Annotated in this window: 21 protein-coding genes; 15 read left to right on the forward strand and 6 right to left on the reverse strand. The window is 63.2% G+C overall.

Translation table 11 applies throughout. From position 1 onward, the window contains the following. The first annotated feature begins 30 nt into the window (after positions 1-30). The 5 genes from coaBC (at position 31) to ACE3OA_RS09385 (ending at position 4,104) form a co-directional block, all read left to right on the forward strand. Positions 31-1,239, forward strand: a complete 1,209-nt coding sequence (coaBC, locus tag ACE3OA_RS09365) for a bifunctional phosphopantothenoylcysteine decarboxylase/phosphopantothenate--cysteine ligase CoaBC (RefSeq protein WP_374310300.1) — start codon at positions 31-33, stop codon at positions 1,237-1,239. Then, positions 1,236-1,697, forward strand: a complete 462-nt coding sequence (gene dut / locus ACE3OA_RS09370) for a dUTP diphosphatase (protein WP_374310302.1) — start codon at positions 1,236-1,238, stop codon at positions 1,695-1,697. Before coaBC ends, dut begins: the two co-directional genes overlap by 4 nt. Before the next feature lie 35 nt (positions 1,698-1,732). Continuing rightward, positions 1,733-2,188 carry an Rrf2 family transcriptional regulator gene (locus tag ACE3OA_RS09375; protein WP_374310304.1) on the forward strand — a complete coding sequence of 152 codons (456 nt, stop codon included), beginning with the start codon at positions 1,733-1,735 and terminating at the stop codon, positions 2,186-2,188. A gap of 48 nt (positions 2,189-2,236) precedes the next feature. Then, positions 2,237-3,193: a cysteine synthase A gene (gene cysK / locus ACE3OA_RS09380; protein WP_374310306.1), complete on the forward strand. Its 957-nt coding sequence runs from the start codon at positions 2,237-2,239 to the stop codon at positions 3,191-3,193. Positions 3,194-3,336: 143 nt separating this feature from the next. Beyond that, entirely contained in the window at positions 3,337-4,104 is a 768-nt protein-coding gene (locus tag ACE3OA_RS09385; RefSeq protein ID WP_374310308.1) for a ThiF family adenylyltransferase, read from the forward strand. Between the two features lie 88 nt (positions 4,105-4,192). Here the strand turns inward: ACE3OA_RS09385 and ACE3OA_RS09390 are convergent, their stop codons facing one another. Both ACE3OA_RS09390 and ACE3OA_RS09395 read right to left on the reverse strand, forming a co-directional pair. Beyond that, positions 4,193-4,600 (reverse strand): hypothetical protein, encoded by a 408-nt coding sequence (locus ACE3OA_RS09390; RefSeq protein ID WP_374310310.1) that lies wholly within the window; start codon positions 4,598-4,600, stop codon positions 4,193-4,195. 112 nt (positions 4,601-4,712) lie between these two features. Next, complete coding sequence (locus ACE3OA_RS09395; protein WP_374310312.1) at positions 4,713-5,696, reverse strand: 2-hydroxyacid dehydrogenase; 984 nt, start codon at positions 5,694-5,696, stop codon at positions 4,713-4,715. 239 nt (positions 5,697-5,935) lie between these two features. Here ACE3OA_RS09395 and ACE3OA_RS09400 point away from each other — a divergent pair, with 239 nt between their 5' ends. Continuing rightward, the gene (locus ACE3OA_RS09400) at positions 5,936-6,478 is read left to right on the forward strand and encodes an SH3 domain-containing protein (RefSeq protein WP_374310314.1); all 543 of its coding nucleotides are present in this window, start codon (positions 5,936-5,938) and stop codon (positions 6,476-6,478) included. On the opposite strand, the gene ACE3OA_RS09405 is transcribed toward ACE3OA_RS09400, so the two are convergent. Beyond that, positions 6,475-7,602 (reverse strand): trimethyllysine dioxygenase, encoded by a 1,128-nt coding sequence (locus ACE3OA_RS09405; RefSeq protein ID WP_374310316.1) that lies wholly within the window; start codon positions 7,600-7,602, stop codon positions 6,475-6,477. The genes ACE3OA_RS09400 and ACE3OA_RS09405 overlap by 4 nt on opposite strands. Before the next feature lie 150 nt (positions 7,603-7,752). Between ACE3OA_RS09405 and betI the strand changes: the two genes are divergently transcribed. After that, on the forward strand, positions 7,753-8,424 hold the full coding sequence (gene betI / locus ACE3OA_RS09410) for a transcriptional regulator BetI (RefSeq protein ID WP_374310318.1): 672 nt from the start codon (positions 7,753-7,755) through the stop codon (positions 8,422-8,424). 14 nt (positions 8,425-8,438) lie between these two features. On the opposite strand, the gene truA is transcribed toward betI, so the two are convergent. Genes truA through def form a run of 3 tightly spaced genes read right to left on the reverse strand, consistent with a single transcriptional unit; the run spans position 8,439 to position 10,635 of the window. Further along, positions 8,439-9,176, reverse strand: a complete 738-nt coding sequence (gene truA / locus ACE3OA_RS09415) for a tRNA pseudouridine(38-40) synthase TruA (protein WP_374310321.1) — start codon at positions 9,174-9,176, stop codon at positions 8,439-8,441. Further along, positions 9,173-10,096: a methionyl-tRNA formyltransferase gene (fmt, locus tag ACE3OA_RS09420; RefSeq protein WP_374310323.1), complete on the reverse strand. Its 924-nt coding sequence runs from the start codon at positions 10,094-10,096 to the stop codon at positions 9,173-9,175. Before fmt ends, truA begins: the two co-directional genes overlap by 4 nt. A gap of 11 nt (positions 10,097-10,107) precedes the next feature. Continuing rightward, a complete protein-coding gene (def, locus tag ACE3OA_RS09425) occupies positions 10,108-10,635 on the reverse strand; it encodes a peptide deformylase (protein ID WP_374310325.1) in 528 nt (175 codons plus the stop codon). Between the two features lie 275 nt (positions 10,636-10,910). On the opposite strand from def, the gene ACE3OA_RS09430 reads away from it, so the two are divergent. From ACE3OA_RS09430 to ACE3OA_RS09465, 8 genes are all read left to right on the forward strand, one after another. Beyond that, entirely contained in the window at positions 10,911-12,008 is a 1,098-nt protein-coding gene (locus ACE3OA_RS09430; RefSeq protein ID WP_374310327.1) for a DNA recombination protein RmuC, read from the forward strand. Positions 12,009-12,116: 108 nt separating this feature from the next. Next, complete coding sequence (locus tag ACE3OA_RS09435) at positions 12,117-13,070, forward strand: SPFH domain-containing protein (RefSeq protein ID WP_374310329.1); 954 nt, start codon at positions 12,117-12,119, stop codon at positions 13,068-13,070. 16 nt (positions 13,071-13,086) lie between these two features. Continuing rightward, positions 13,087-13,539, forward strand: coding sequence for an NfeD family protein (locus ACE3OA_RS09440; RefSeq protein ID WP_374310331.1), 453 nt, complete (start codon positions 13,087-13,089; stop codon positions 13,537-13,539). A 236-nt stretch (positions 13,540-13,775) separates the two neighbouring features. Then, the gene (locus ACE3OA_RS09445; protein WP_374310333.1) at positions 13,776-14,570 is read left to right on the forward strand and encodes an Hpt domain-containing protein; all 795 of its coding nucleotides are present in this window, start codon (positions 13,776-13,778) and stop codon (positions 14,568-14,570) included. Positions 14,571-14,688: 118 nt separating this feature from the next. After that, positions 14,689-15,462 (forward strand): hypothetical protein, encoded by a 774-nt coding sequence (locus tag ACE3OA_RS09450; protein ID WP_374310335.1) that lies wholly within the window; start codon positions 14,689-14,691, stop codon positions 15,460-15,462. Positions 15,463-15,615: 153 nt separating this feature from the next. After that, positions 15,616-17,346: a long-chain fatty acid--CoA ligase gene (locus ACE3OA_RS09455; protein ID WP_374310337.1), complete on the forward strand. Its 1,731-nt coding sequence runs from the start codon at positions 15,616-15,618 to the stop codon at positions 17,344-17,346. Beyond that, positions 17,343-18,479, forward strand: coding sequence for an acetyl-CoA C-acyltransferase (locus tag ACE3OA_RS09460; RefSeq protein ID WP_374310339.1), 1,137 nt, complete (start codon positions 17,343-17,345; stop codon positions 18,477-18,479). Before ACE3OA_RS09455 ends, ACE3OA_RS09460 begins: the two co-directional genes overlap by 4 nt. Next, positions 18,479-20,818 carry a 3-hydroxyacyl-CoA dehydrogenase/enoyl-CoA hydratase family protein gene (locus ACE3OA_RS09465; protein ID WP_374310341.1) on the forward strand — a complete coding sequence of 780 codons (2,340 nt, stop codon included), beginning with the start codon at positions 18,479-18,481 and terminating at the stop codon, positions 20,816-20,818. The genes ACE3OA_RS09460 and ACE3OA_RS09465 overlap by 1 nt, the downstream gene beginning before the upstream one ends. The last annotated feature ends 9 nt before the right edge of the window (positions 20,819-20,827 follow it).

Below are 20,827 nucleotides of genomic sequence, written 5' to 3' on the forward strand. Positions count from 1 at the left end.
TGGAATGGATTGTCGGTGGGAAATCAGCACGTGAGCGCCGGGAAACGCATCCTCCTCATCATCGCCGGTGGAATCGCCGCCTATAAGGCGCTGGACGTGATCCGGCGCGGGCGTGAACGTGGCCTCAATTTCCGCGTCATCCTGACCAAAGGCGGGGCTGAATTCGTAACTCCCCTCTCGGTCGCTTCGCTCGCCGGCTCGAAGGCCTATACCGAGCTCTTCTCCCTTACCGACGAAGCCGAAATGGGTCATATCCGCCTGGTGCGGGAGGCCGATCTGGTGCTGGTGGCGCCCGCGACCGCCGATATCATCGCCAAGATGGCCAACGGCCTCGCCGACGATCTGGCGAGCACCGCCCTCCTTGCCAACGACAAGCCGGTCCTCATCGCCCCGTCCATGAATGTCGTCATGTGGCGCCACCCGGCCGTGCAGGCCAATGTGGCGACCTTGCGCGCCCGCGGTGTCGTCACCGTGGGGCCCGGCGCCGGGGATCTCGCCTGTGGCGAAGTAGGTGACGGGCGGCTCGCCGAACCGCTCGATATCGTGAACGCCGCTCTGCGCCTGCTCTCGCCCGGCCCCCTCACCGGATTGAAGGCCCTGGTCACTTCCGGCCCGACCTATGAGGCGATCGATCCGGTACGTTTCATCGGCAACCGCTCGTCGGGCAAGCAAGGCCATGCCATTGCGGCGGCCCTGGCCGCCGCCGGTGCCGAGACGATATTGGTCACGGGGCCGACGGCCCTGGCAGACCCCGCCGGCTGCATTGTCCACCACATCGAGAGTGCGGCCGAGATGCTGGCCAAGGTGCAGCAGAGCCTGCCGGTCGATATCGCCGTCGCCGCCGCCGCGGTGAGCGACTGGCGCCCGGTGCAGGAAGCCGGACAGAAGATGAAGAAGCGCGAGGGAGGTGCGCCGCCGCGCATCGAGCTTGCGACCAATCCCGACATCCTGGCGACGATCTCGGCGCCCGGGCCCAAGCGGCCGCGCCTGGTCATCGGCTTTGCCGCCGAGACGGAGAAGGTGATCGAGCACGCGACCGCCAAGCGGCAGAAGAAGCAATGCGACTGGATCCTCGCCAATGACGTCTCGAGCGGCACCGGCACGTTCGGGGGCGCCGACAACAAGGTGCATGTCATCACGGCGCAAGGCGCCGAGGAGTGGCCGCGCTTGTCCAAGACGGAGTTGGCCGAACGCCTGGTGGCGCGCATCGCCGAAAACCTGAAGGGTACCAAATCATGAGTGACGTGCGCGTCGCCATTACCAGACTGCCGCATGGCGCCGACCTGCCGCTGCCCGCCTATGCAACGGCCGATGCCGCCGGGCTCGACCTTCTAGCCGCGATCGATGCCCCCGTGATCCTGCAGCCCTTGGGCCGCGCGCTGGTGCCGAGCGGTATCAGCATTGCCCTGCCGGCGGGGTACGAGGCGCAGGTGCGCCCGCGATCTGGCCTGGCACTGAAACAGGGTGTCACCGTGCTCAATGCGCCCGGCACGATCGACGCCGATTATCGCGGCGAGGTGGGCGTCATCCTGATCAATCTTTCAGACCAGCCCGTCACCCTGCAGCGCGGCGACCGCATCGCGCAATTGCTGCTGGCCAAGGTCGAGCGGCTGGCGTGGGACGAAGTTGCGGAGCTGCCGGCAACGATGCGCGGCAGCGGCGGCTTCGGCTCGACCGGGATCGCCGCCAAGAGATAACCGAGACGTTGAGATAACCAAAACGGGGAAACTCCGTGCTACATCCTTCCAAGCGCCTATTGTTCGCCATCGAAGCCGTGCTCGACATCGCCTATTACGGTGGCTCGCAGCCCGTGCAATCTGGCGACATCTCTGCCCGCCAGGGCATTCCACGCCGTTATCTCGAGCAGGTGCTGCAGCATCTGGTGCGGAGCGGCATCCTTGCCGGCCATCGCGGCCCCAAGGGCGGCTATCTGCTGGCGCGCGAGAAGCGCCGCATCAATCTGGGCGAAATCGTCCGCGCGGTGCGGCAGTTCGAAGGTTCGCCCGATCCCGTCCAGACCGCGGCCGGATCGCGCGTGGCGTTGGAGATCGTCCGCCCCGTCTGGCGCGAGCTGCAGCAGGAAATGCTGACCAAGCTCGACGACATCACGCTGGAGGATCTCTGCCAGAAGGCGCAGGCTGCCGGCATCCAGACCGACGCCCTGCAGCGCCTCGATTTCAGCATCTAAGAACGCCGGCCCAAATAGAGGCCGCATCTGCCAACAAGGAACGACACCATGAGCAACGCCACATTCCGCGGCAAGATCTACGACAATTTCCTCGCCACCATCGGTGCGACACCCGTCGTGCGCCTGGGCAAGCTGGCCCGCGCCGAAGGCATCAAGGCCGATCTGCTGGCCAAGCTCGAATTCTTCAACCCGCTCTCATCCGTCAAGGACCGCATCGGCCTTGCCATGATCGAGGCGCTGGAGCAGAGCGGCAAGCTGCAGCCGGGCGGCACCCTCATTGAACCCACCTCCGGCAATACCGGCATTGCGCTTGCCTTCGTGGCGGCCGCCAAGGGCTATCGCCTCATTCTCACCATGCCGGAAAGCATGTCGATGGAGCGGCGCAAGATGCTGCGCCTGCTGGGTGCCGAGCTTGAACTCACCCCGGCCGCGCGCGGCATGTCCGGCGCCATCGCCCGCGCCGAGGAACTGGCAGCGGCGACACCCGGGGCCGTCATTCCGCAGCAATTCAAGAATGCCGCCAATCCCGACGTGCACCGCAAGACCACGGTCCAGGAGATCATCGCCGATTGCGGCGGCAAGCTCGATTATTTCGTCTCCGGCGTGGGCACCGGCGGCACCATCACCGGTGTCGGCGAGATCCTGAAGAAGGAAATCCCCGGCGTGAAGATCGTCGCCGTCGAACCGGAGGACAGCCCGGTCCTTTCCGGCGGCCAGCCGGGACCCCACAAGATCCAGGGCATCGGCGCCGGCTTCATTCCGGAAGTCCTCAATCGCGGCATCATCGACGAGGTGTTGCGCATCTCCAACGCCAATGCCTTCGCGATGGCGCGGAAAGTGGCCAAGATCGAAGGCATGCCGGTCGGCATTTCCTCAGGCGCCGCCTTGACCGCCGGCATCGAGATCGGCCAGCGCCCGGGCCATGAGGGCAAGCGCATCCTGGTCATCCTCCCCTCCTCGGCCGAACGCTATCTGTCGACGGCCCTGTTCGAGGGGCTGGAGTAAGCGGAAACACCCCTCACCCCAACCCCTCTCCCCATTCCATGGGGCGAGGGGCTAGGCGGTGCGACGGGATCCGGTTGCTCCCTCGCCCCGCGCCAGCGGGGAGAGGGTGGGGGTGAGGGGATTTTGAGACGCGAGGCTATTGCATGACCGACCTCACCGACCGCCAGCTGGAACGCTACGCCCGCAACGTCATCCTGGATGAGGTGGGCGAGGAGGGGCAGTTGAAGCTGCTCGCCGCCAAGGTGCTGGTGGTCGGCGCCGGCGGCCTCGGCGCACCGATGCTCCTCTACCTCGCCGCCGCCGGCATCGGCACGATCGGCGTCATCGACAACGATACGGTCGATGTCACGAACCTACAGCGCCAGGTCATTCATGACGACGCGGCCGTCGACCAGCCCAAGGTGGAAAGCGCCACGCGGCGCCTGCGCGCCCTCAATCCTGACATCGTCATCGAGCCCATCGCGGCGCGCCTCACGGCGGCGAATGCGGAAGAGATCATCGGCCGCTTCGACCTGGTCGCCGATGGCAGCGACAATTTCACCACGCGCTACCTTTTGAACGATCTCTGCTACCGATTGAAGAAGCCGCTGGTCTCGGCGGCTCTCCTGCGCTTCGAGGCGCAGATATCGACCTTCAAGGCGCATCTTGGGAACCCGCATCCCTGCTATCGCTGCCTTTTCCCCGAACAGCCGCCCGAAGACCTCATCCCGCGCTGCGAGCAGGCCGGCATATTGGGACCGGTCGCGGGCGTGATGGGCTCGTTGCAGGCGACCGAAGTCCTGAAGGAAATCCTCGGCATCGGCGACAGCCTCAGCGGCCGCCTGCTGATGTATGACGGCCTTGGCCCCGCTTTTCGCGAAGTACGCTTCAAGCGCGATCCGCAGTGCTCGACTTGCGGCTCGTCAGAATGAGCGATCGCCTTTCGCGTGCTTGGCGGAATCTGACTTGGTGGCGGCTGATCTTCGCCGCAGCAGCAACCCGCGAGGTTTTCTGACCTGTTCAGAGACCTTCCTTTTTTTTCTGAGATGCGAGAAACACCCGGCCCTTTGTCGTCAGCTTTTTCAACGTCGGCGCCTTTTCGTCCAGCACGCGCCATACCGGCGAGATCTTGGCAATCGGCACGCGTCGTTCGTAATCCTCGATCGCCGCCTCGGCGCAGGTCCGCAAGTGATAGCCGGTATAGACCGGGCAACAGCCATCTGCCTTGTGGCGTTTCGCCAGCGTCTTGCGCATGTCCGTGTTGCTGACGAATTCTCCTTTGGGCACGGCGCGGATGAAATCGTCGATGAGACGCACGGAAGGCTGCAGCATGCGGCCGCCCTTCTCCACCCCCGCCCGGGTGACGGTCATGACCTTTACGTGATGCGGTGCCGGGTCAGCGCGTTTCTCGCGCCAGGTCTTGGGCATGAAAGGCCTCCTCGTTGCGGCGTTCAAGGTAGCCACGCTCGGTTTGATAAATCTTGCGGAAGATCCGCGCCAAAGAAAACGGCCCGCACGAGGATCTCGGCGGGCCGGTTGATTACAGCAAGGCTTCTAACACGCGATCTGGCGGTTTGTGGCCGTCGGCGAAGGTCTTGATGTTGATAATGACCTTTTCGCCCATGTCGACGCGGCCTTCGATGGTGGCCGAGCCCATATGCGGCAGCAGCACGACGTTGTCGAGCTTCATGAGCTTGGGGTTGAGGGCCGGTTCGTGTTCGAAGACGTCGAGGCCGGCGCCGGCGATCTCGTTCTTGTCGAGCATGCGGGTCAACGCATTTTCATCGACGATCTCGCCGCGAGCGGTGTTGACGATATAGACATGCTTCTGCAGCAGCTTGAGGCGCCGCGCCGACAGGAGATGATAGGTGGCCGGCGTGTGTGGGCAATTGACCGAGATGATGTCCATGCGCGAGAGCATCTGGTCGAGGCTCTCCCAATAGGTGGCTTCCAGCGCCTGTTCGACCGCAGCGCTGACGCGGCGGCGGTTGTGATAATGCACCGAAAGACCGAAGCCCTTGGCGCGGCGGGCGACCGCCTGGCCGATGCGACCCATGCCGATGATACCGAGGCGCTTGCCGTAGATGCGGTGGCCCAGCATGCTCATCGGGCCCCAGCCCTGCCACTTGCCCGAACGGATCAACCGTTCGCCTTCCGACACGCGGCGCGACACCGCGAGGATGAGGGCCATGGTCATGTCGGCCGTATCCTCGGTCAGGACGCCCGGCGTGTTGGTGACCGTAATCCCCCGCTGGCGGGCGGTGGCGAGATCGATATGGTCGACGCCGGTCCCGAAGGAAGCGATGAGGCGCAGCTTCTCACCGGCCTGGGCCAGCACCCCTGAATCGATGCGGTCGGTGACCGTGGGGACGATGACGTCGGCGACCTTGACCGCCTCGATGAGTTCGGCTTGGGAGAGCGGATGGTCATCGAGGTTCAATTTTACATTGAACAACTCCATCATCCGCGTCTCGATGACGTCGGGCAGCTTGCGCGTCACCACCACCAAAGGCTTGTTGGTCATCGTCTTTATCTCTCCCGGCACGGATCAGATCGCCCGTTTCTCTCAGAGAGTGGTAGCAAGCGGCTGGCGTCGTTGTCGAGGGGCAGCGCCGGAAGGGGTGAATCCGGCGCCAATGGGTCGCATCCTGGCTCAATTGCGGCCGCAATTGACGCAAAGACGCCGTTCCAGGTCATACCTCGGTGATTAGACGGAGGTTTCAATGGCTTGACCGGCGGCGGCCGCCCCTATATCGCGTGGATATGCGCGCGAATCGGACGAGCCTTACGACTTTTTCCTGCTGCCGCCGCCGGATTGCGGTCCTGGCGGCGCTGGCACTTGCCGTGCTGGCCGACATCATCTTGCTGCCGGCCAATGCCGGGGCCGAGGACAAATTGCCCCTGCCGCGATTTGCCAGCCTGCAATCGGGCGAAGTCAACATGCGCGCCGGTCCCGGCGAGACCTACCCGATCCTGTGGACCTATCAGCGCGCCGGCCTGCCGGTCGAGATCATCGAGGAATTCGACATCTGGCGCCGCATCCGCGACCATGACGGCGTCGTCGGCTGGGTCAAATCGACCCTGCTGGTCGGCAAGCGCCATGTGCTGGTGCGCGACGAGCAGCGCCCCTTGCGCGCCACCCCTGAAGCCGGCGCCAAGCCGGTCGCCCTGATTGATCCCGGCGTCATCCTCAAGGTCCTGGAATGCAGCGGCGATTGGTGCCGGCTGGAGGTCCAGGGCTATAAGGGCTGGATGATGAAGACCGAATTCTGGGGCGTATATACCGACGAGGTCCTCGAAGACTAGGCGGCCTTCGCCTTCTTCAGCCGCAGGACGCGCAACCGGCTTTCCACATCTTCCTTGTTGAGATAGGCGCCGGCCAGGCGCCGATAGCCGCTATAGGCGTCGCGCGCATGCAGCAGGCGCCAATTGTCGAACAGCACCAACGATCCCGGCGCGAGGCGGCGGCGGTATTGCAGGCTGCGGTCGTTGGCGAGATTGGCGAAGGTCGCATAGGCCTCCTGGAACTTTGCCATGCGCGCGGGTTCCAGGGCAAAGGGCGCGCGGTCGAGATTGTTGAAGCTGACTTGTGCGAGACGCCCGGTCGAATCTTCGCGCAGCAATGGGCGGCGCGCCATCAGATGAATGCCCTTTTCATGGTCGATATACTGGCCCGGCACCTCGATTTCGGTGAGGATGCGATAGAGCTCCGGCGTGTCGCGGCGCATGATCTCGGCGATGCGGAAGCCGTCGACGAAGACGTTCTCGCCGCCGACACCGTTGAAGGCCAGGCAATGGAACATCTGGTAGCCCGGCGCGTCAAAGCTGTAGGTGCCGTCGGTATGCGGGCCGATGGCAAGCGTCGTATAGGCCGTGTCCTTGTGTTCCATATTGGCGGTGAAATCCCAATAGCCGCCGAAGATCGTCTCGCGGATATAGGAGATGCGCTTGGCGACGGCCTGTGTGGCCTCGGGCGTTGCCGGGGTTCCTTCGACGAAGCAGAAGCCGAAGCGCTCGATCTTCTCGAGATAGGTTTCCAGCACGGCATCATCGGCCATCAGCGCGTCGTAGGGCACTTGCGGGAAATCGGCCGCGATCTCGGCATCATTCCAGGTGGTGATCTCCGATGCGAGGATGCCCACGGGCTGCAGGCTCTCCGCCAGCGCGTCGGCGGCAAAGTCGCTGGCGTGGCCGTCGCTCCAGCTGATGCCGAGCCGCTTGCCGCCGGCGCCAAGCTCGATCGCCGAGGGCTTGAGGTCCTTGGGTAGCGCGAAGGTATCGAGCAGGCGCTGCTGCGTTTCCGGATGCCGGCAGGCGGCACAGGCGCAATGATCACGCAGCCAGGCGAAGGTGAAGACATGGGTGCTGCCATCGGCGAAGGCGAGGTCGATACCGTCGCGGACCGCAGCGGCGTGGGTGAGATGGGTCATGGCAGGCTCCAACAGGAAATATGTTGGCGAGATGATTATTGTACGTTTGTATAATTCACAAGAGAAATCTGCGTTTGGGGCCAAAATTGGTTCCGCCTTGGGGCCAGATCATATTACTATTGGTTCAAGAGAGAATAAGGGGATGCACCCGTGGCTGAAAAAGAACCCAAATTTACCCGCGACTTACCGGAATCACGGCGCCGTCAGCTGATCGAGGCGACAGCGCGCAGCCTGGCGCGCCATGGTCTCGACGGCACGACCGTGCGCGTCGTAGCGGCCGAGGCGGGCGTGTCGCCGGGCCTGGTGCGGCACCATTTTGCCGGCATGCACGACCTCATCGCCGAGACCTATCGCTGGTCGGGCAAGGAAGTGGAGAAGGCGTTGCGGGCGGCCCTGGCGGCGGCCCCCGACACGCCGGAAGCGCAGCTGCGCGCCTTCGTCGATTCGAGCTTCTCGCCGCCGATGCTCAATCCCGACCTGCTGGGCGTGTGGCTGACCTTCTGGAGCCTTACGCGCACCGATCCGGAAATCCATGCCATCCATGGCAAGGTCTATGCCGAATACCGCAAGCAGCTGCAGCGCCACATCACCGGCATCGCCGAAGAACGCAAGCTCAGCTTCGATCCGCGCATCGCCGCTTTGGCGCTGACGGCCCTGCTCGATGGCCTGTGGCTCGAGCACTGCCTCGACCCCAGCACCTTCACCGCCGTCGAAGCCCGCCAGATCGCCCATGACTGGGTCGACAATCTGAAGGCGGGCCGGTTCATGGCAGGCGCCAGGCGGGAAGAAACCGTAGCGCCGGCGATCGCCAAGGCTGGGTGATCTGCTGCTTCGGCTTAGTAGACGACCCGCGTGAGATAGAGGCCGTCGGGCGGGGCTGTGGGCCCGCTGGCGGAGCGGTCTTGCGCTTCGAGAGCGGCCGTCACGTCGTCGGCCGACCATTTCCCGTCGCCGACCAGGCGCAGGGTTCCCACCATGTTGCGCACCTGGTGATGGAGGAATGAGCGCGCCTCGGCGATCACCTGAATCTCCTCGCCCTGGCGCATCACATCGAGCCGGTCCAGGGTCTTCACCGGCGATTGTGCCTGGCAGAGCGAGGCACGGAAGCTGGTGAAATCATGCTTGCCGATGAGGCGTTGCGCTGCCCGGTGCATGGCGGCGGCATCGAGCGGCACGCTCACATGCCAGGCATGGCCCCGGTCCAGGGTCAGCGGCGCGCGGCGATTGACGATGCGGTAGAGATAGGCCCGGCCCGTCGCCGAAAAGCGCGCGTGGAAATCATCCGCCGCGATCTCGCAGGCCGTCACGGCAATGGGGTTGGGCTTCACATGGAAATTGATCGCCGCCATCAGCCGGTTGGGCTCAATGGGCTTCGCGATATCGACATGCGCCACCTGGCCCAGCGCATGGACGCCGGCATCGGTGCGCCCGGCGCCATAGACCAGGTTTTCTTCCTGCACCGTCGCGAAGACGGCCTCTTCCAGCACCTGTTGGATGGACAGGCCATTATCCTGCCGCTGCCAGCCGACGAAGGGCCCGCCATCATATTCGATGGTGAGGCGGAAACGTGTCATGGCTTGATCGGCCCGGCAAAGCCGGTGCCGGCCGGGATCTTCTGGCCGCGCAGAAAATCCTGTGATGACATGGCCTTCTTGCCGGCCTTCTGCAGCAAAGTGAGGCTGAGCGCACCCTGCCCGCAGGCGATGGTGAGGTTGTCATCAAGCGCGATGCCCGGGGCGCCCGATTTTTTGACGACGGCCGCAGCCAGCACTTTCAACCGCGCGCCGTCCTCCATCAGGCACCAGGCCCCCGGCACGGGGGCAAAGGCGCGAATCTGCCGCTCGATTTCCGCGGCATCGCGCGACCAGTCGATCTCGGCCTCGGCCGGCGAGATCTTGGCGGCATAGGTGACGCCCTCCGCCGGTTGCGGCACCGGCGCCGGCAAAGGGCCAGCCAAGGTCTCGACGATGAGGCGCGCGCCCATCCCCGCCAACGCGTCGTGAAGGGCGCCCGCATTCATCGCGGGGCCGATCGCGAGTTCTTCCCGCCGCAGCATGGCGCCGGTATCGAGCCCCTCATCCATCTGCATGATGGTGATGCCGGTTTGCGTATCGCCGGCCAGGATCGCGCGCTGGATCGGCGCGGCACCGCGCCAGCGCGGCAGCAGCGATGCATGGATATTGAGGCAGCCGAGGCGCGGTGCGGCCAGCACGGCCTTGGGCAGCAGCAGGCCATAGGCGGCCACCACGGCGATATCGGCCTTGAGCGCGGCGAATTCGGCCTGCGCTTCCGGCGATTTGAGGGAGGCCGGCATGCGTACGGGCAGGCCATGTTGTTCGGCCAGCACCTGCACCGGCGATTTGCGGAGATCCTGGCCGCGCCCGGCGGGCCGTGGCGGCTGGCTGTAGACGGCAGCGATCTCATGGCCGGCATCGATCAGCGCCGCAAGCGCCGCTGCCGCAAAGTCCGGCGTGCCCATGAAGACGAGGCGCATGGAGGCGCCCGTCAGGCCGGCACGCCGCCGGCGCCGGTCTTTTTCGCCTTGAGCAGCTTGCGCAGGATGATGTTGCGCTTCAAGGAGGTGAGGTGGTCGATGAACAAAACGCCGTCGAGATGATCGATCTCGTGCTGCACGCAGGTCGCGAGCAGCCCTTCCGCGGTGATTTCACGCTGCTGGTTGTTCTCGTCGAGATATTTCACCACGCAGGATGCCGGCCGCACGACATCGGCGTAATGTTCCGGCACGGAAAGGCAGCCTTCGTTGTATTCGGCATCGTCGTCGGAGACCCAGACGATCTCCGGATTGGCCATCCGCAGCGGTGCCGGCGCTTCGCCTTCGGGGGCGATATCCAGCACGATGACCCGCTTCAATTCGCCGACCTGGGGTGCTGCAAGGCCGATGCCCGGAGCCGCATACATCGTCTCCAGCATGTCGTCCATCAGCTGGCGGATGCCGTCATCCACGGCCAGAACAGGCGCCGATTTCTTGGCCAGACGCGGGTCCGGTGCGACGAGGATCGGTAACTTGGCCATGGTGTTTCCACTGATCATTCCGAAGCGCTGGCAAGGACAACCCCTCACCCTAACCCTCTCCCCGCAAGCGGGGCGAGGGGACTTACCGATCTCCAGGAGTAAAGCCCCTCGGAGTAAAGCCCCTCGCCCCTCCGGGGAGAGGTTGGGGTGAGGGGGCAAACCACTGGGTCTCAGTTTCGCGCTTTACCTATGGATTCCGCCCGCTATCGTCAAGCGAAGCGGGGTGGATTGCCACCCCGATTCGGCCGTTTCCGGCCCAAATCCAAGGAATCGTCATGGATTCGAGCCCTGCCCTGCTGGCGCTCCTCGCCCTTATCGCCCTGTTGTTGCTGGCGGTATTGGCCCTTGTCTGGCGCGGAACCCGTGCGGCGCCCATGATCGCCACCGACCCCAAGCTCGACCAGTTGGCCGGGCAACTGCAGTCGCTGGCAGCTGCCCAGGCGTCGGCCCAGGCTGCCATCGACCAGCGCCTCGACGCCCGCCTCAACCAGCTCTCGGACCGGGTGCACGAGCGCCTGGCCCTGTCGGCGACCGAGGCCGGGCAGTCGCTGGGCGAACTCAAGGAGCGCCTCGCCGTCATCGATGCCGCGCAGAAGAACATCGCCGAGCTGTCCACCCGCATGGTGAGCCTGCAGGACATTCTGTCCAACAAGCAGGCGCGCGGCGCCTTTGGCGAGGTACAACTGGCCGACATCGTCCGCACCGTCATGGCGCCGGTCAATTACGAGTTCCAGGCCCAGATCGGCGATGGCAAGCGGGTCGATTGCCTGCTGAAACTGCCCAATCCGCCCGGCGCCATCGGCATCGATTCCAAATTCCCGCTGGAATCCTACCGCGCCATCCGCGATGCGGACGGCGATGCGGCACTGGTCCAGGCGCGGCGCGAATTCTCGACCGCCATCCGGTTGCATGTGAAGGCCATTGCCGAAAAATACATCGTTCCCGGCGAGACGGCGGATTCGGCGCTGATGTTCGTGCCGTCCGAAGCCGTCTATGCCGAGATTCATGCCAATTTCCCCAATCTGGTCGAGGAGGCCGGGCGGGTGCGCGTGTGGATCGTCTCCCCCACCACCTTGATGGCGACGCTGACCACCATGCGCGCGGTCCTCAAAGACGTCCGCATGCGCGAACAGGCCCATGTCATCCAGGCCAAGGTCGGGGAACTCGCCAAGGATCTCGACCGGCTGGATACGCGCGTGGGCAAGCTGCAGCAGCATTTCGACCAGGCGGTGGAGGATGTGCGCCAGATCCGCATCTCGACCGACAAGGCGATGAAAAAGGCCGACGATATCGAAAGCGTCGGCCTGGAAGCGCCGGAAGCGGTCACGGTCGCTGTTTCCGTGCCGAATCCGGCGCCGGAAGCAAAGGGTTAGAGCCAATCCCGCCCGCCCGATGCTTGAAACGCCCCAAAACGTCCCTACATTTCCAAAGCTTTCTGGTTGTGTAACAATCGGTCACATCATTGCTTTGGGGGAAGCATCATGCTGAGTACGTTCGCGATCTTCGTCATCGTCCTGCTGGCCGTTGCCGTGCTGCTGGTCTTCATGGGCATCAAATCGGTGCCGCAGGGCCGCGAATGGACGGTCGAGCGCTTCGGCCGCTACACCCAGACCTTGCGCCCGGGCCTCAACTTCATCATCCCCTTCTTCGACCGCATCGGCGCCAAGATCAACATGATGGAATCGGTGCTCGACGTGCCGACCCAGGAAGTGATCACCAAGGACAACGCCATGGTCAGCGTCGACGGCGTCGTCTTCTACCAGGTGCTCGATGCCGCCAAGGCGGCTTATGAAGTGAACGACCTCGAAAACGCGGTCCTCAACCTGACCATGACCAATATCCGCACCGTGATGGGCGGCATGGATCTCGACGAGCTGCTGTCCCTGCGCGACAAGATCAATGCGCAGCTCCTTCATGTCGTCGACGATGCGACCCAGCCTTGGGGCATCAAGGTCACGCGCATCGAAATCAAGGACATCGCCCCGCCCAAGGATCTCGTGGAAAGCATGGGCCGCCAGATGAAGGCCGAGCGCGACAAGCGCGCCGCCATCCTGGAAGCGGAGGGTCTGCGCCAATCCGCCATTCTGAAGGCCGAGGGCGAGAAGCAATCCGCCATCCTCAAGGCCGAAGGCGAGAAGGAAGCGGCCTTCCGCTCGGCCGAAGCCCGCGAACGCATGGCCGAAGCGGAAGCCAAGGCCACCGCCGTCGTCTCCGAATCCATCGCCAAGGGCAGCGTGCAGGCGGTCAATTACTTCCTTGGCCTGCGCTACACCGAAGCCTTGGAAAAGATCGCCGGCGCCAACAACCAGAAGGTCATCCTGATGCCGCTTGAAGCGAGCAATGTGATCGGCGCCCTGGGCGGCATCGCGGAATTGGCGAAATCGGCCCTGGGCGACCGCGACGACACGCGCCGTTCCAGCCTGCCGCGTACGTGAGGCGAGAGCATCTGCCATGAGCGATATCGGTTTCAACTTCCAGCTCGAATTCTGGCACTGGCTGATCCTGGCCGCGGCGCTCGCGGGGATCGAGATCCTGACGCCGGGCTTCTTCTTCATCTGGCTGGGCGGCGCCGCCCTGGTCACGGCGGTGGTGGCCCTCGTCATCCCGTCGCTGACCTGGGAGAACCAGGTCCTCATCTTCGCGCTGCTCTCGGCCGTGTCGGTGCTGGGCTGGTACCGCTTCCGCCACAGCCTGACTGTCAAGAGCGACGACATGACCCTCAACCGCCGCGGCGAGCAGTTGCTGGGGCGTAGCGCCACCCTGTCCGAGCCGATCGTCAACGGCCGCGGCCAGATTCGCATCGACGACACGGTCTGGCGCTGCGAGGGCGAGGATCTGGCGGCCGGCACCAAGGTGAAGGTGGTGGCGATGCATGGTGCGGTGGTCGCGGTCGAGAAGGCCTGATCGCCTTTCAAGGTGCTATTCTGGGCACTGGTCTGGCCTTCATTCCTGCCTATCGTTCCTGTCCTGACCTTGTTGGGAACATGCCCCTAGGCGTGTAAGGCGATTCATCACTTTTAAACTTTCTCCGCTTCATTCTGTGGCGCGTTGCGGCCTGAGTTTCAGTTGTGCCGCAGAACGTGCCTGCGGATGGCCGATTGCGCGGGCAATAGATAAAATGCCAGGGAAAGAGCGACACCGTGAAAGCATCTGGGAAAGTATCCGGCGCGAATATCGATGAACTGACGCAGAAGGCCGAGCTTGAGTTCCACGACGAGGCGACGACGCGCCTTGCCGAGATGAACCGGCTTCTCGACCAGATCGCCGCCGATGGCGCTTCTGATGAGTATCTTTCCGACCTGCTCGGCCACGCACACAATCTGCGCATCACCGGTTCTTCCTTCGGCTTTCCGGCGATCACGCTCATCGCCCAGCGCATGGAAAGCTATCTCAACGATCTCGGCCAATGGGGCGACAAGGCGCAGCGCGACACGCAGGAATTCTGCGATGCGCTGGGCCAGATGCTGGAACGCAAATCCCAACCCGACGATGACGAGATCGCGCAGCTGGTGCGCAGCCTGCCCTCGCATGTCAGCCGCACCTTCTCGCCAGGCGAAGTTGAGATCCGCAACGTCGAGATCCTGCTGGTGACCCCGGCCCGGTCCGTTGCCAAGATTCTCTCCAAGCAGATCATGGCCTGCGGCTTCCGCGTCAATTCGGTCCATGACCCTATCGAAGGCCTCACCACCGCCTTGCGTCTGCGCCCCGACATGATCATCACCTCGCAAGTCATGAAGGGCCTGACCGGCGTCGACCTCATTCGCGCCGTAAAGGCCGTGGCCGTCACCGAAAAGATCCCCTGCGCGGTTCTCACCAGCCAGGAACTCGACTCCGCCGACTTCAACCGCCTGCCAGCCGGCAGCCCGGTCCTGCGCTCCGGCAGCAACTTCGCCGACGATTTCGCCAAGGTGGTGACGCAGTTCGGACTGGGGTGAGGCGCTAACTCAGCCCGGCGCGTCTCTCCGCACGGCAAACGATATCACCTAACACGGCCCATCCCAGACTTGTGGCAAACGGAATCGTATTGCTAACTTGCCATGACTGGAGATTGAGATGCGCAAGCTGGATTGCCTACAAATTTCGGCTGCGGCCCTTCTGGCGCCATTTCTTGAATGGCGCCTTTTGCTTCTCAGCGCGCGCTTGCCAGTACTACTTTATGTAGCGCTCTGCTTGTGCCGTGGTGTCCTTTCACCTGAGGCGCCCCTCTTTCTACCACCTACCGGTAGCGACCCGATTGCGTCGCTTCTCTGGATCGTTCCGGCCTTGATGTTCGAATGGCGCTGGATGACCGGGCTTTGGTACGGCGCCGGCCATCACCCCGTCCCAACCAATCAGCTGTCCTACATAGTGTTGTTTTCATGGGTCAGTCTGTTCTGGCTGTTGGTTGACTGGGCACCACAGTCCATTTTTCTTTGGATAGGCGACACGCCGACAGCACGGCAGGACATTCTGATCAATGCTTATAAAGTTACCAGCATCGCCGTGACACTTGGCACGATCTGGGCGACAACTCGTCTGACCGGCTGGCAAGCAGCTGTTATAGATCGTGGCAAGACCGTTCCACCGGGTCCTAACTGGCATCTCACACGTCAGCATTTCTGGCGCCTCATTGGCATCGGCATCTTGACCGTGTTGCCAATAATTCTGTTCGGCTTTGCGCTCGTTCTGGCTCTGACAATGCTTCCCGCGCTCACTCCAATGAACCGGTTGGCCCTGCAGGTTGTGGCCGCTCTCACCGTTCTCTATGGGTATGCAGTCAAGGCGGCGATATCGCTCCTTGTCTATCGAGAGCTCCGAGCGCGTCCGGACAATCTTTCAATTTTTTAAGTCAATATCTCTGTCTCAATTTTTGCCTGTGGCCACCCCATCTCCGTCATTAACCATTCCTTTGCCTTAATGCCTAAAGATCGGCTCTAATGTTCTGGGCTTGATCCGGCACCTTTGGGGGATGAAGTGGGTGCTGCGGTCGGTAGGAGGGTCATGAGCGCCACGTCGTTGCAGGGTTCCGGCACGGGCGAGGGGATGGCGATGCCTTGGCTGGCCAGCTATCCATTGCAGGTGGATGGCGCGACACCCATCGACGTGAAGCCGGTCTATGCCCTGCTGGATGACAGCGCGGCGGCGCATCCCAACAACGACTGCATCGACTTCCTCGACAAGCATTATTCTTATGCCGAGGTGAAGCGCGAGAGCGACAAGGTCGCCAAGGGGCTGCAGCAGATCGGCCTCAAGCCCGGCATGCGGCTGGGCTTGTTCCTGCCCAACTGCCCCTATTTCGTCATCTTCTATCACGGCGCCCTCAAAGCCGGGGCGACACTGGTCAATTTCAACCCGCTCTACGCCGAGCCGGAAATCGAGCGGCAGATCGCCGATGCCGAGGTCGATTTCATGGTGACGCTCGACGTCACGCAATTGCTGCCCAAGCTTGATGCCGTGCTGGCCAAGAGCCGCGTCAAATCGGTCATCGTCTGCCCGATGGCGCATCAGCTGCCCTTTCCGAAGAACCTGGTCTATCCCTTCGTCATGCGCTCGGCCCATGCGCGGATGCCGGTCGACAGTCGGCACATCGCCTATAAGGATCTGGTGCATAATGACGGCGCCTATGCGCCGGTCGAGATCGATCCCCAAAGCACCGTGGCGCTGTTGCAATATACCGGCGGCACGACCGGTGTCCCGAAGGGCGCCATGCTCAGCCATGCCAATGTCTATGTGAACGCGATCCAGTCGAAGCGCTGGTTCTATACGGTCGACAATCCGAAATCGAAGACGGTGGGTGTCCTGCCCCTCTTCCATGCCTTTGCCATGACCTGCGTCATGAACTGGACGCTGTCGGTCGGCGGCAGCATGATCCTGGAGCCGAAATTCGATACGTTGCGGCTGCTGCGCCTCATCCATGCCAAGCGCCCGACGGCATTGATCGGCGTGCCGACCTTGTTCAACGCCCTGCTCAATTTTCCGCAATTCAAGGATTTCGACCTTTCCTCGCTGATCTTCGCCATTTCCGGCGGGGCACCGCTGCCGGCCGAGGTCAGGAAGAAGTTCGAGGAGGAAAGCGGCTGCCGGCTCATCGAAGGCTATGGCCTTTCGGAAGCATCGCCGGTCTGCAGCTGCAATCCGGTGCATACCGGGGGCAAGGCCGGCTCGATCGGCCTCCCCTATCCCTTCACCGCTTGCGAGATCATTTCGCTTGAAGACGGCAAGACGCCCGTGCCGGTCGGCGAAAAGGGCGAAATCTGCTTCCGTGGCCCCCAAGTGATGCTGGGCTATTGGAAGCGGCCGGATGCCACCGCCGAAGTCATCAAAGACGGCCGCCTTCATACCGGCGATGTCGGGCATATCGACGAAGAAGGCTTCGTCTTCATCACCGACCGCCTGAAGGAGATGATCAACGCCTCCGGCTTCAAGGTCTATCCGCGCGTCATCGAAGAGGCGATCTACGAGCATCCCGCCGTCAAGGAATGCGCCGTCATCGGCATCGACGATCCCTATCGCGGGCAAACCATCAAGGCCTTCATCGTCCTCAAGGACGGGATGAGCTGCAACCAGGAAGCCATGGATGCGTTTCTGGAAAGCCGCCTTTCCAAGATCGAGAAGCCGCGTTTCTACGATTTCCGCGCCGATCTCCCGAAGAGCATCATCGGCAAGATATTGAAGAAGAATCTGGTGGACGAGGAGAAAGCCCGCGCCGCCAATAAGGAGAAGTCGCAATGAAAGACGCCGTCATCGTGGGCTATCAACGCTCGCCCTTCCACTTGGCCAACAAGGGTGCCCTTGTCAAAGTCCGCCCCGACGATTTGGCCGCCGCCGTGGTGAAGGCGCTGGTTGCCAGGACCAAGGTTGAACCCAAGGATATCGAGGATCTGCTGGTCGGCTGCGCCTTCCCTGAGGGCGAGCAGGGCTTCAACGTGGCGCGCCTGATCGGCATGATCGCCGAGCTGCCGCAATCGGTGGCCGGCGCCACGGTCAACCGTTTCTGCGGTTCGTCCATGCAGGGGATCCACATGGCAGCCGGTGCTATTGCGCTGGGTGCCGGCGAGGCGTTCCTGTGCGCCGGCATCGAGAGCATGACACGCGTGCCGATGCTGGGCTTCAACCCGTTGCCGAACCCGGCGCTCAACGACCGGCTGCCCGCCGCCTATATCTCGATGGGGACGACGGCCGAGAACGTCGCCAACAAATACAAGATCAGCCGCGCCGAGCAGGAAGCCTTCGCCGTGCTCAGCCAGACCAAGGCGAGCGCTGCGCGCGCCGCCGGCAAACTGACGGATGAGATCGTGCCGATCCAGGCCGGCAAAGAGATGGTGCGCGAGGACGGCACCATTCGCGACGGCACCACGGCGGAAGCCCTCTCCGGCCTGAAGCCGGCTTTCGACGCCAATGGCTCGGTAACCGCCGGCACGTCTTCGCCGCTGACCGACGGTGCGGCCGCCTGTCTTGTCACCTCGATGGATTACGCCAAGGCCCATGGCCTGCCCATTCTTGCCAAGATCCGCGCCGTTTCGGTCGCCGGCTGCGCGCCGGAGATCATGGGTATCGGCCCGGTGGCAGCGACGCAGAAGGCACTGAAGCGCGCTGGCCTCACCATCGACGATATCGACATCATCGAACTCAACGAAGCCTTCGCCTCGCAATCGCTGGCCTGCATCCGCGATCTCAAGATCGACCCGGCCAAGGTCAATCTGGATGGCGGCGCCATCGCCATCGGCCATCCGCTGGGGGCAACCGGCGCCCGCATCACGGGCAAGGCCGCAAGCTTGCTGAAGCGCGAAGGCAAGAAATTTGCACTGGCCACCCAATGCATCGGCGGCGGACAGGGCATCGCCACCATTCTGGAGGCCGTCTGATGCCCATCCAAAAAGCCTGCGTCATCGGCGCCGGCGTGATGGGGGCGGGCATCGCCGCCCAGATCGCCAATGCCGGTATTCCCGTCCTGCTGCTCGATATCGTACCCAAGGAAGGTGCCGAAAATAGTGGGGGCCGTTCGGCCATCGCCAAGAGCGCCATCGAGAAACTGCTGAAAGCCGATCCGGCACCCTTGATGTCGAAGGCAGCGGCGAAACTCATTACGCCCGGCAATATCGAAGATGATCTCGACCAACTGGGCGACGTCGATTGGGTCGTCGAAGCGATCATCGAGCGGCTGGATCTGAAGCAGGGCCTCTATCACAAGCTGGAAGGCAAACGGAAGAAAGGCTCGATCCTTTCCTCCAACACCTCGACCATCCCACTGAAGACCCTGGTCGAGGGCATGCCGGAAAATGTGCAGGCCGATTTCTGCATCACCCATTTCTTCAACCCGCCGCGCTATATGCGCCTCCTTGAAATCGTCGGCGGACCGAAGACGCGGGCCGAGGTCTTGAAAGACATCAGCGATTTCGGCGACCGCATGCTGGGCAAGACCATCGTCCGCGCCAAGGACACGCCAGGCTTTGTCGGCAACCGCATCGGTGTTTTCTGGATGCAGGCGGCAGTGAATGCGGCCCTCGATCTCGGCCTCACGGTCGAGGAAGCGGACGCGATCATGGGCCGGCCGATCGGTGCACCGAAGACCGGCCTCTTCGGCCTCTTGGATCTCGTCGGCCTCGACCTCATGCCCCATGTCGACAAGAGCATGGCAAGCCTGCTGAAACCCGACGACGCCTATATGAAGCTGCGCCGCCCCTGGCCGCTACTGGAGAAAATGATTGCCGATGGCTATACGGGGCGCAAGGGCAAGGGCGGCTTCTATCGGCTCAACACGGCCGGTGGGGCCAAGGTCAAGGAATCGATCAACCTCACGACCGGCGCCTATGCCCCCAGCGATCGCGCGCGCCTCGATTCCGCCGATGCCGCCAAGGGCGGCTTGAAGACGCTGGTCGAGCACAAGGACAAGGGCGGGCAATATGCCTGGAAGGTCTTGTCCGGCCTGCTCTCCTACGCGGCCTCCCTGGTGCCGGAAATCGCCGACGACGTGGTCGCGGTCGATCAGGGCATGAAGACCGGCTACAATTGGAAGCGCGGCCCCTTCGAGATGATCGACCAGATGGGTGCCGCCTGGTTCGCTGAAAAGCTCGCTGCCGAGAAATTGCCCGTGCCGGCTTTCCTCAGCGTCGCCGCCAAGGCCGGCGGCTTCTACCGGATCGCCAACGGCCAGATTGAGCATCTGCAGCCCGACGGCAATTACACCAAGCTGCTGCGTCCCGATGGCGTGCTGCTGCTTTCCGACATCAAGCTTTCGTCAAAGCCCATCATCAAAAATGGGTCGGCCTCGCTCTGGGATATCGGCGACGGTGTCGCCTGCCTTGAATTCCACAGCAAGATGAATGCGCTGGACCCCGACAGTCTGGCTTTGGTCAAGCAATCGGTCGACCATGTGGCCAAGAAGATGAAGGCGCTGGTCATTCATAACGAGGCCGAGAACTTCTCGGTCGGCGCCAATATCGGGCTCGCCCTCTTTGCCGCCAATATCGCCATGTGGCCGATGATCGACGACATGATCGGCACCGGCCAATCCGCCTACAAGGCCGTGAAGTTCGCGCCCTTCCCCGTGGTGGGCGCCCCAAGCGGCATGGCATTGGGCGGTGGCTGCGAAGTGCTGCTGCATTGTGCCGCGATCCAGGCCCATGCCGAAACCTATATGGGTCTGGTCGAAGTCGGCGTCGGACTCATTCCCGGCTGGGGCGGCTGCAAGGAGATGCTGCTGCGTTATCAGCCTGGCCCCAAGGACCCAAAAGGCCCGATGCCGCCGGTGGCGCAGGCTTTCGAGGCGATCTCGCTGGCCAAGGTCGCCAAATCCGCGGCCGAGGCGAAGGAACTCCGCTTCCTGCGCAAAGATGACGCGATCACCATGAATCGCGACCGCCTGCTTTACGATGCCAAGCAGGAGGCGCTGGCGCTGCTGGCTGCCGGTTACCAGCCACCGCAGCCGCAGGAATTGCGCTTGCCCGGCCCCACCGGCCGCACCGCGCTGCAATTGGCTGTCGAAGGCTTCGCGCTTCAGGGCAAGGCCTTGCCGCATGACGTCACAGTCTCCGACGCCTTGGCCGAGGTGCTGACTGGCGGCAAGACGGATTTCACCGAGGTGATCGCCGAAGACCAGATCTCGAAACTCGAGAAGAAAGCCTTCATGACCTTGCTCCGCACCGGCCCGACGCTTGCCCGCATGGAACACATGCTCTCGACCGGCAAGCCGCTCCGGAACTGATGCACGAGG

This window comes from Dongia sp., assembly GCF_041906375.1.
Lineage (GTDB): Bacteria > Pseudomonadota > Alphaproteobacteria > Dongiales > Dongiaceae > Dongia.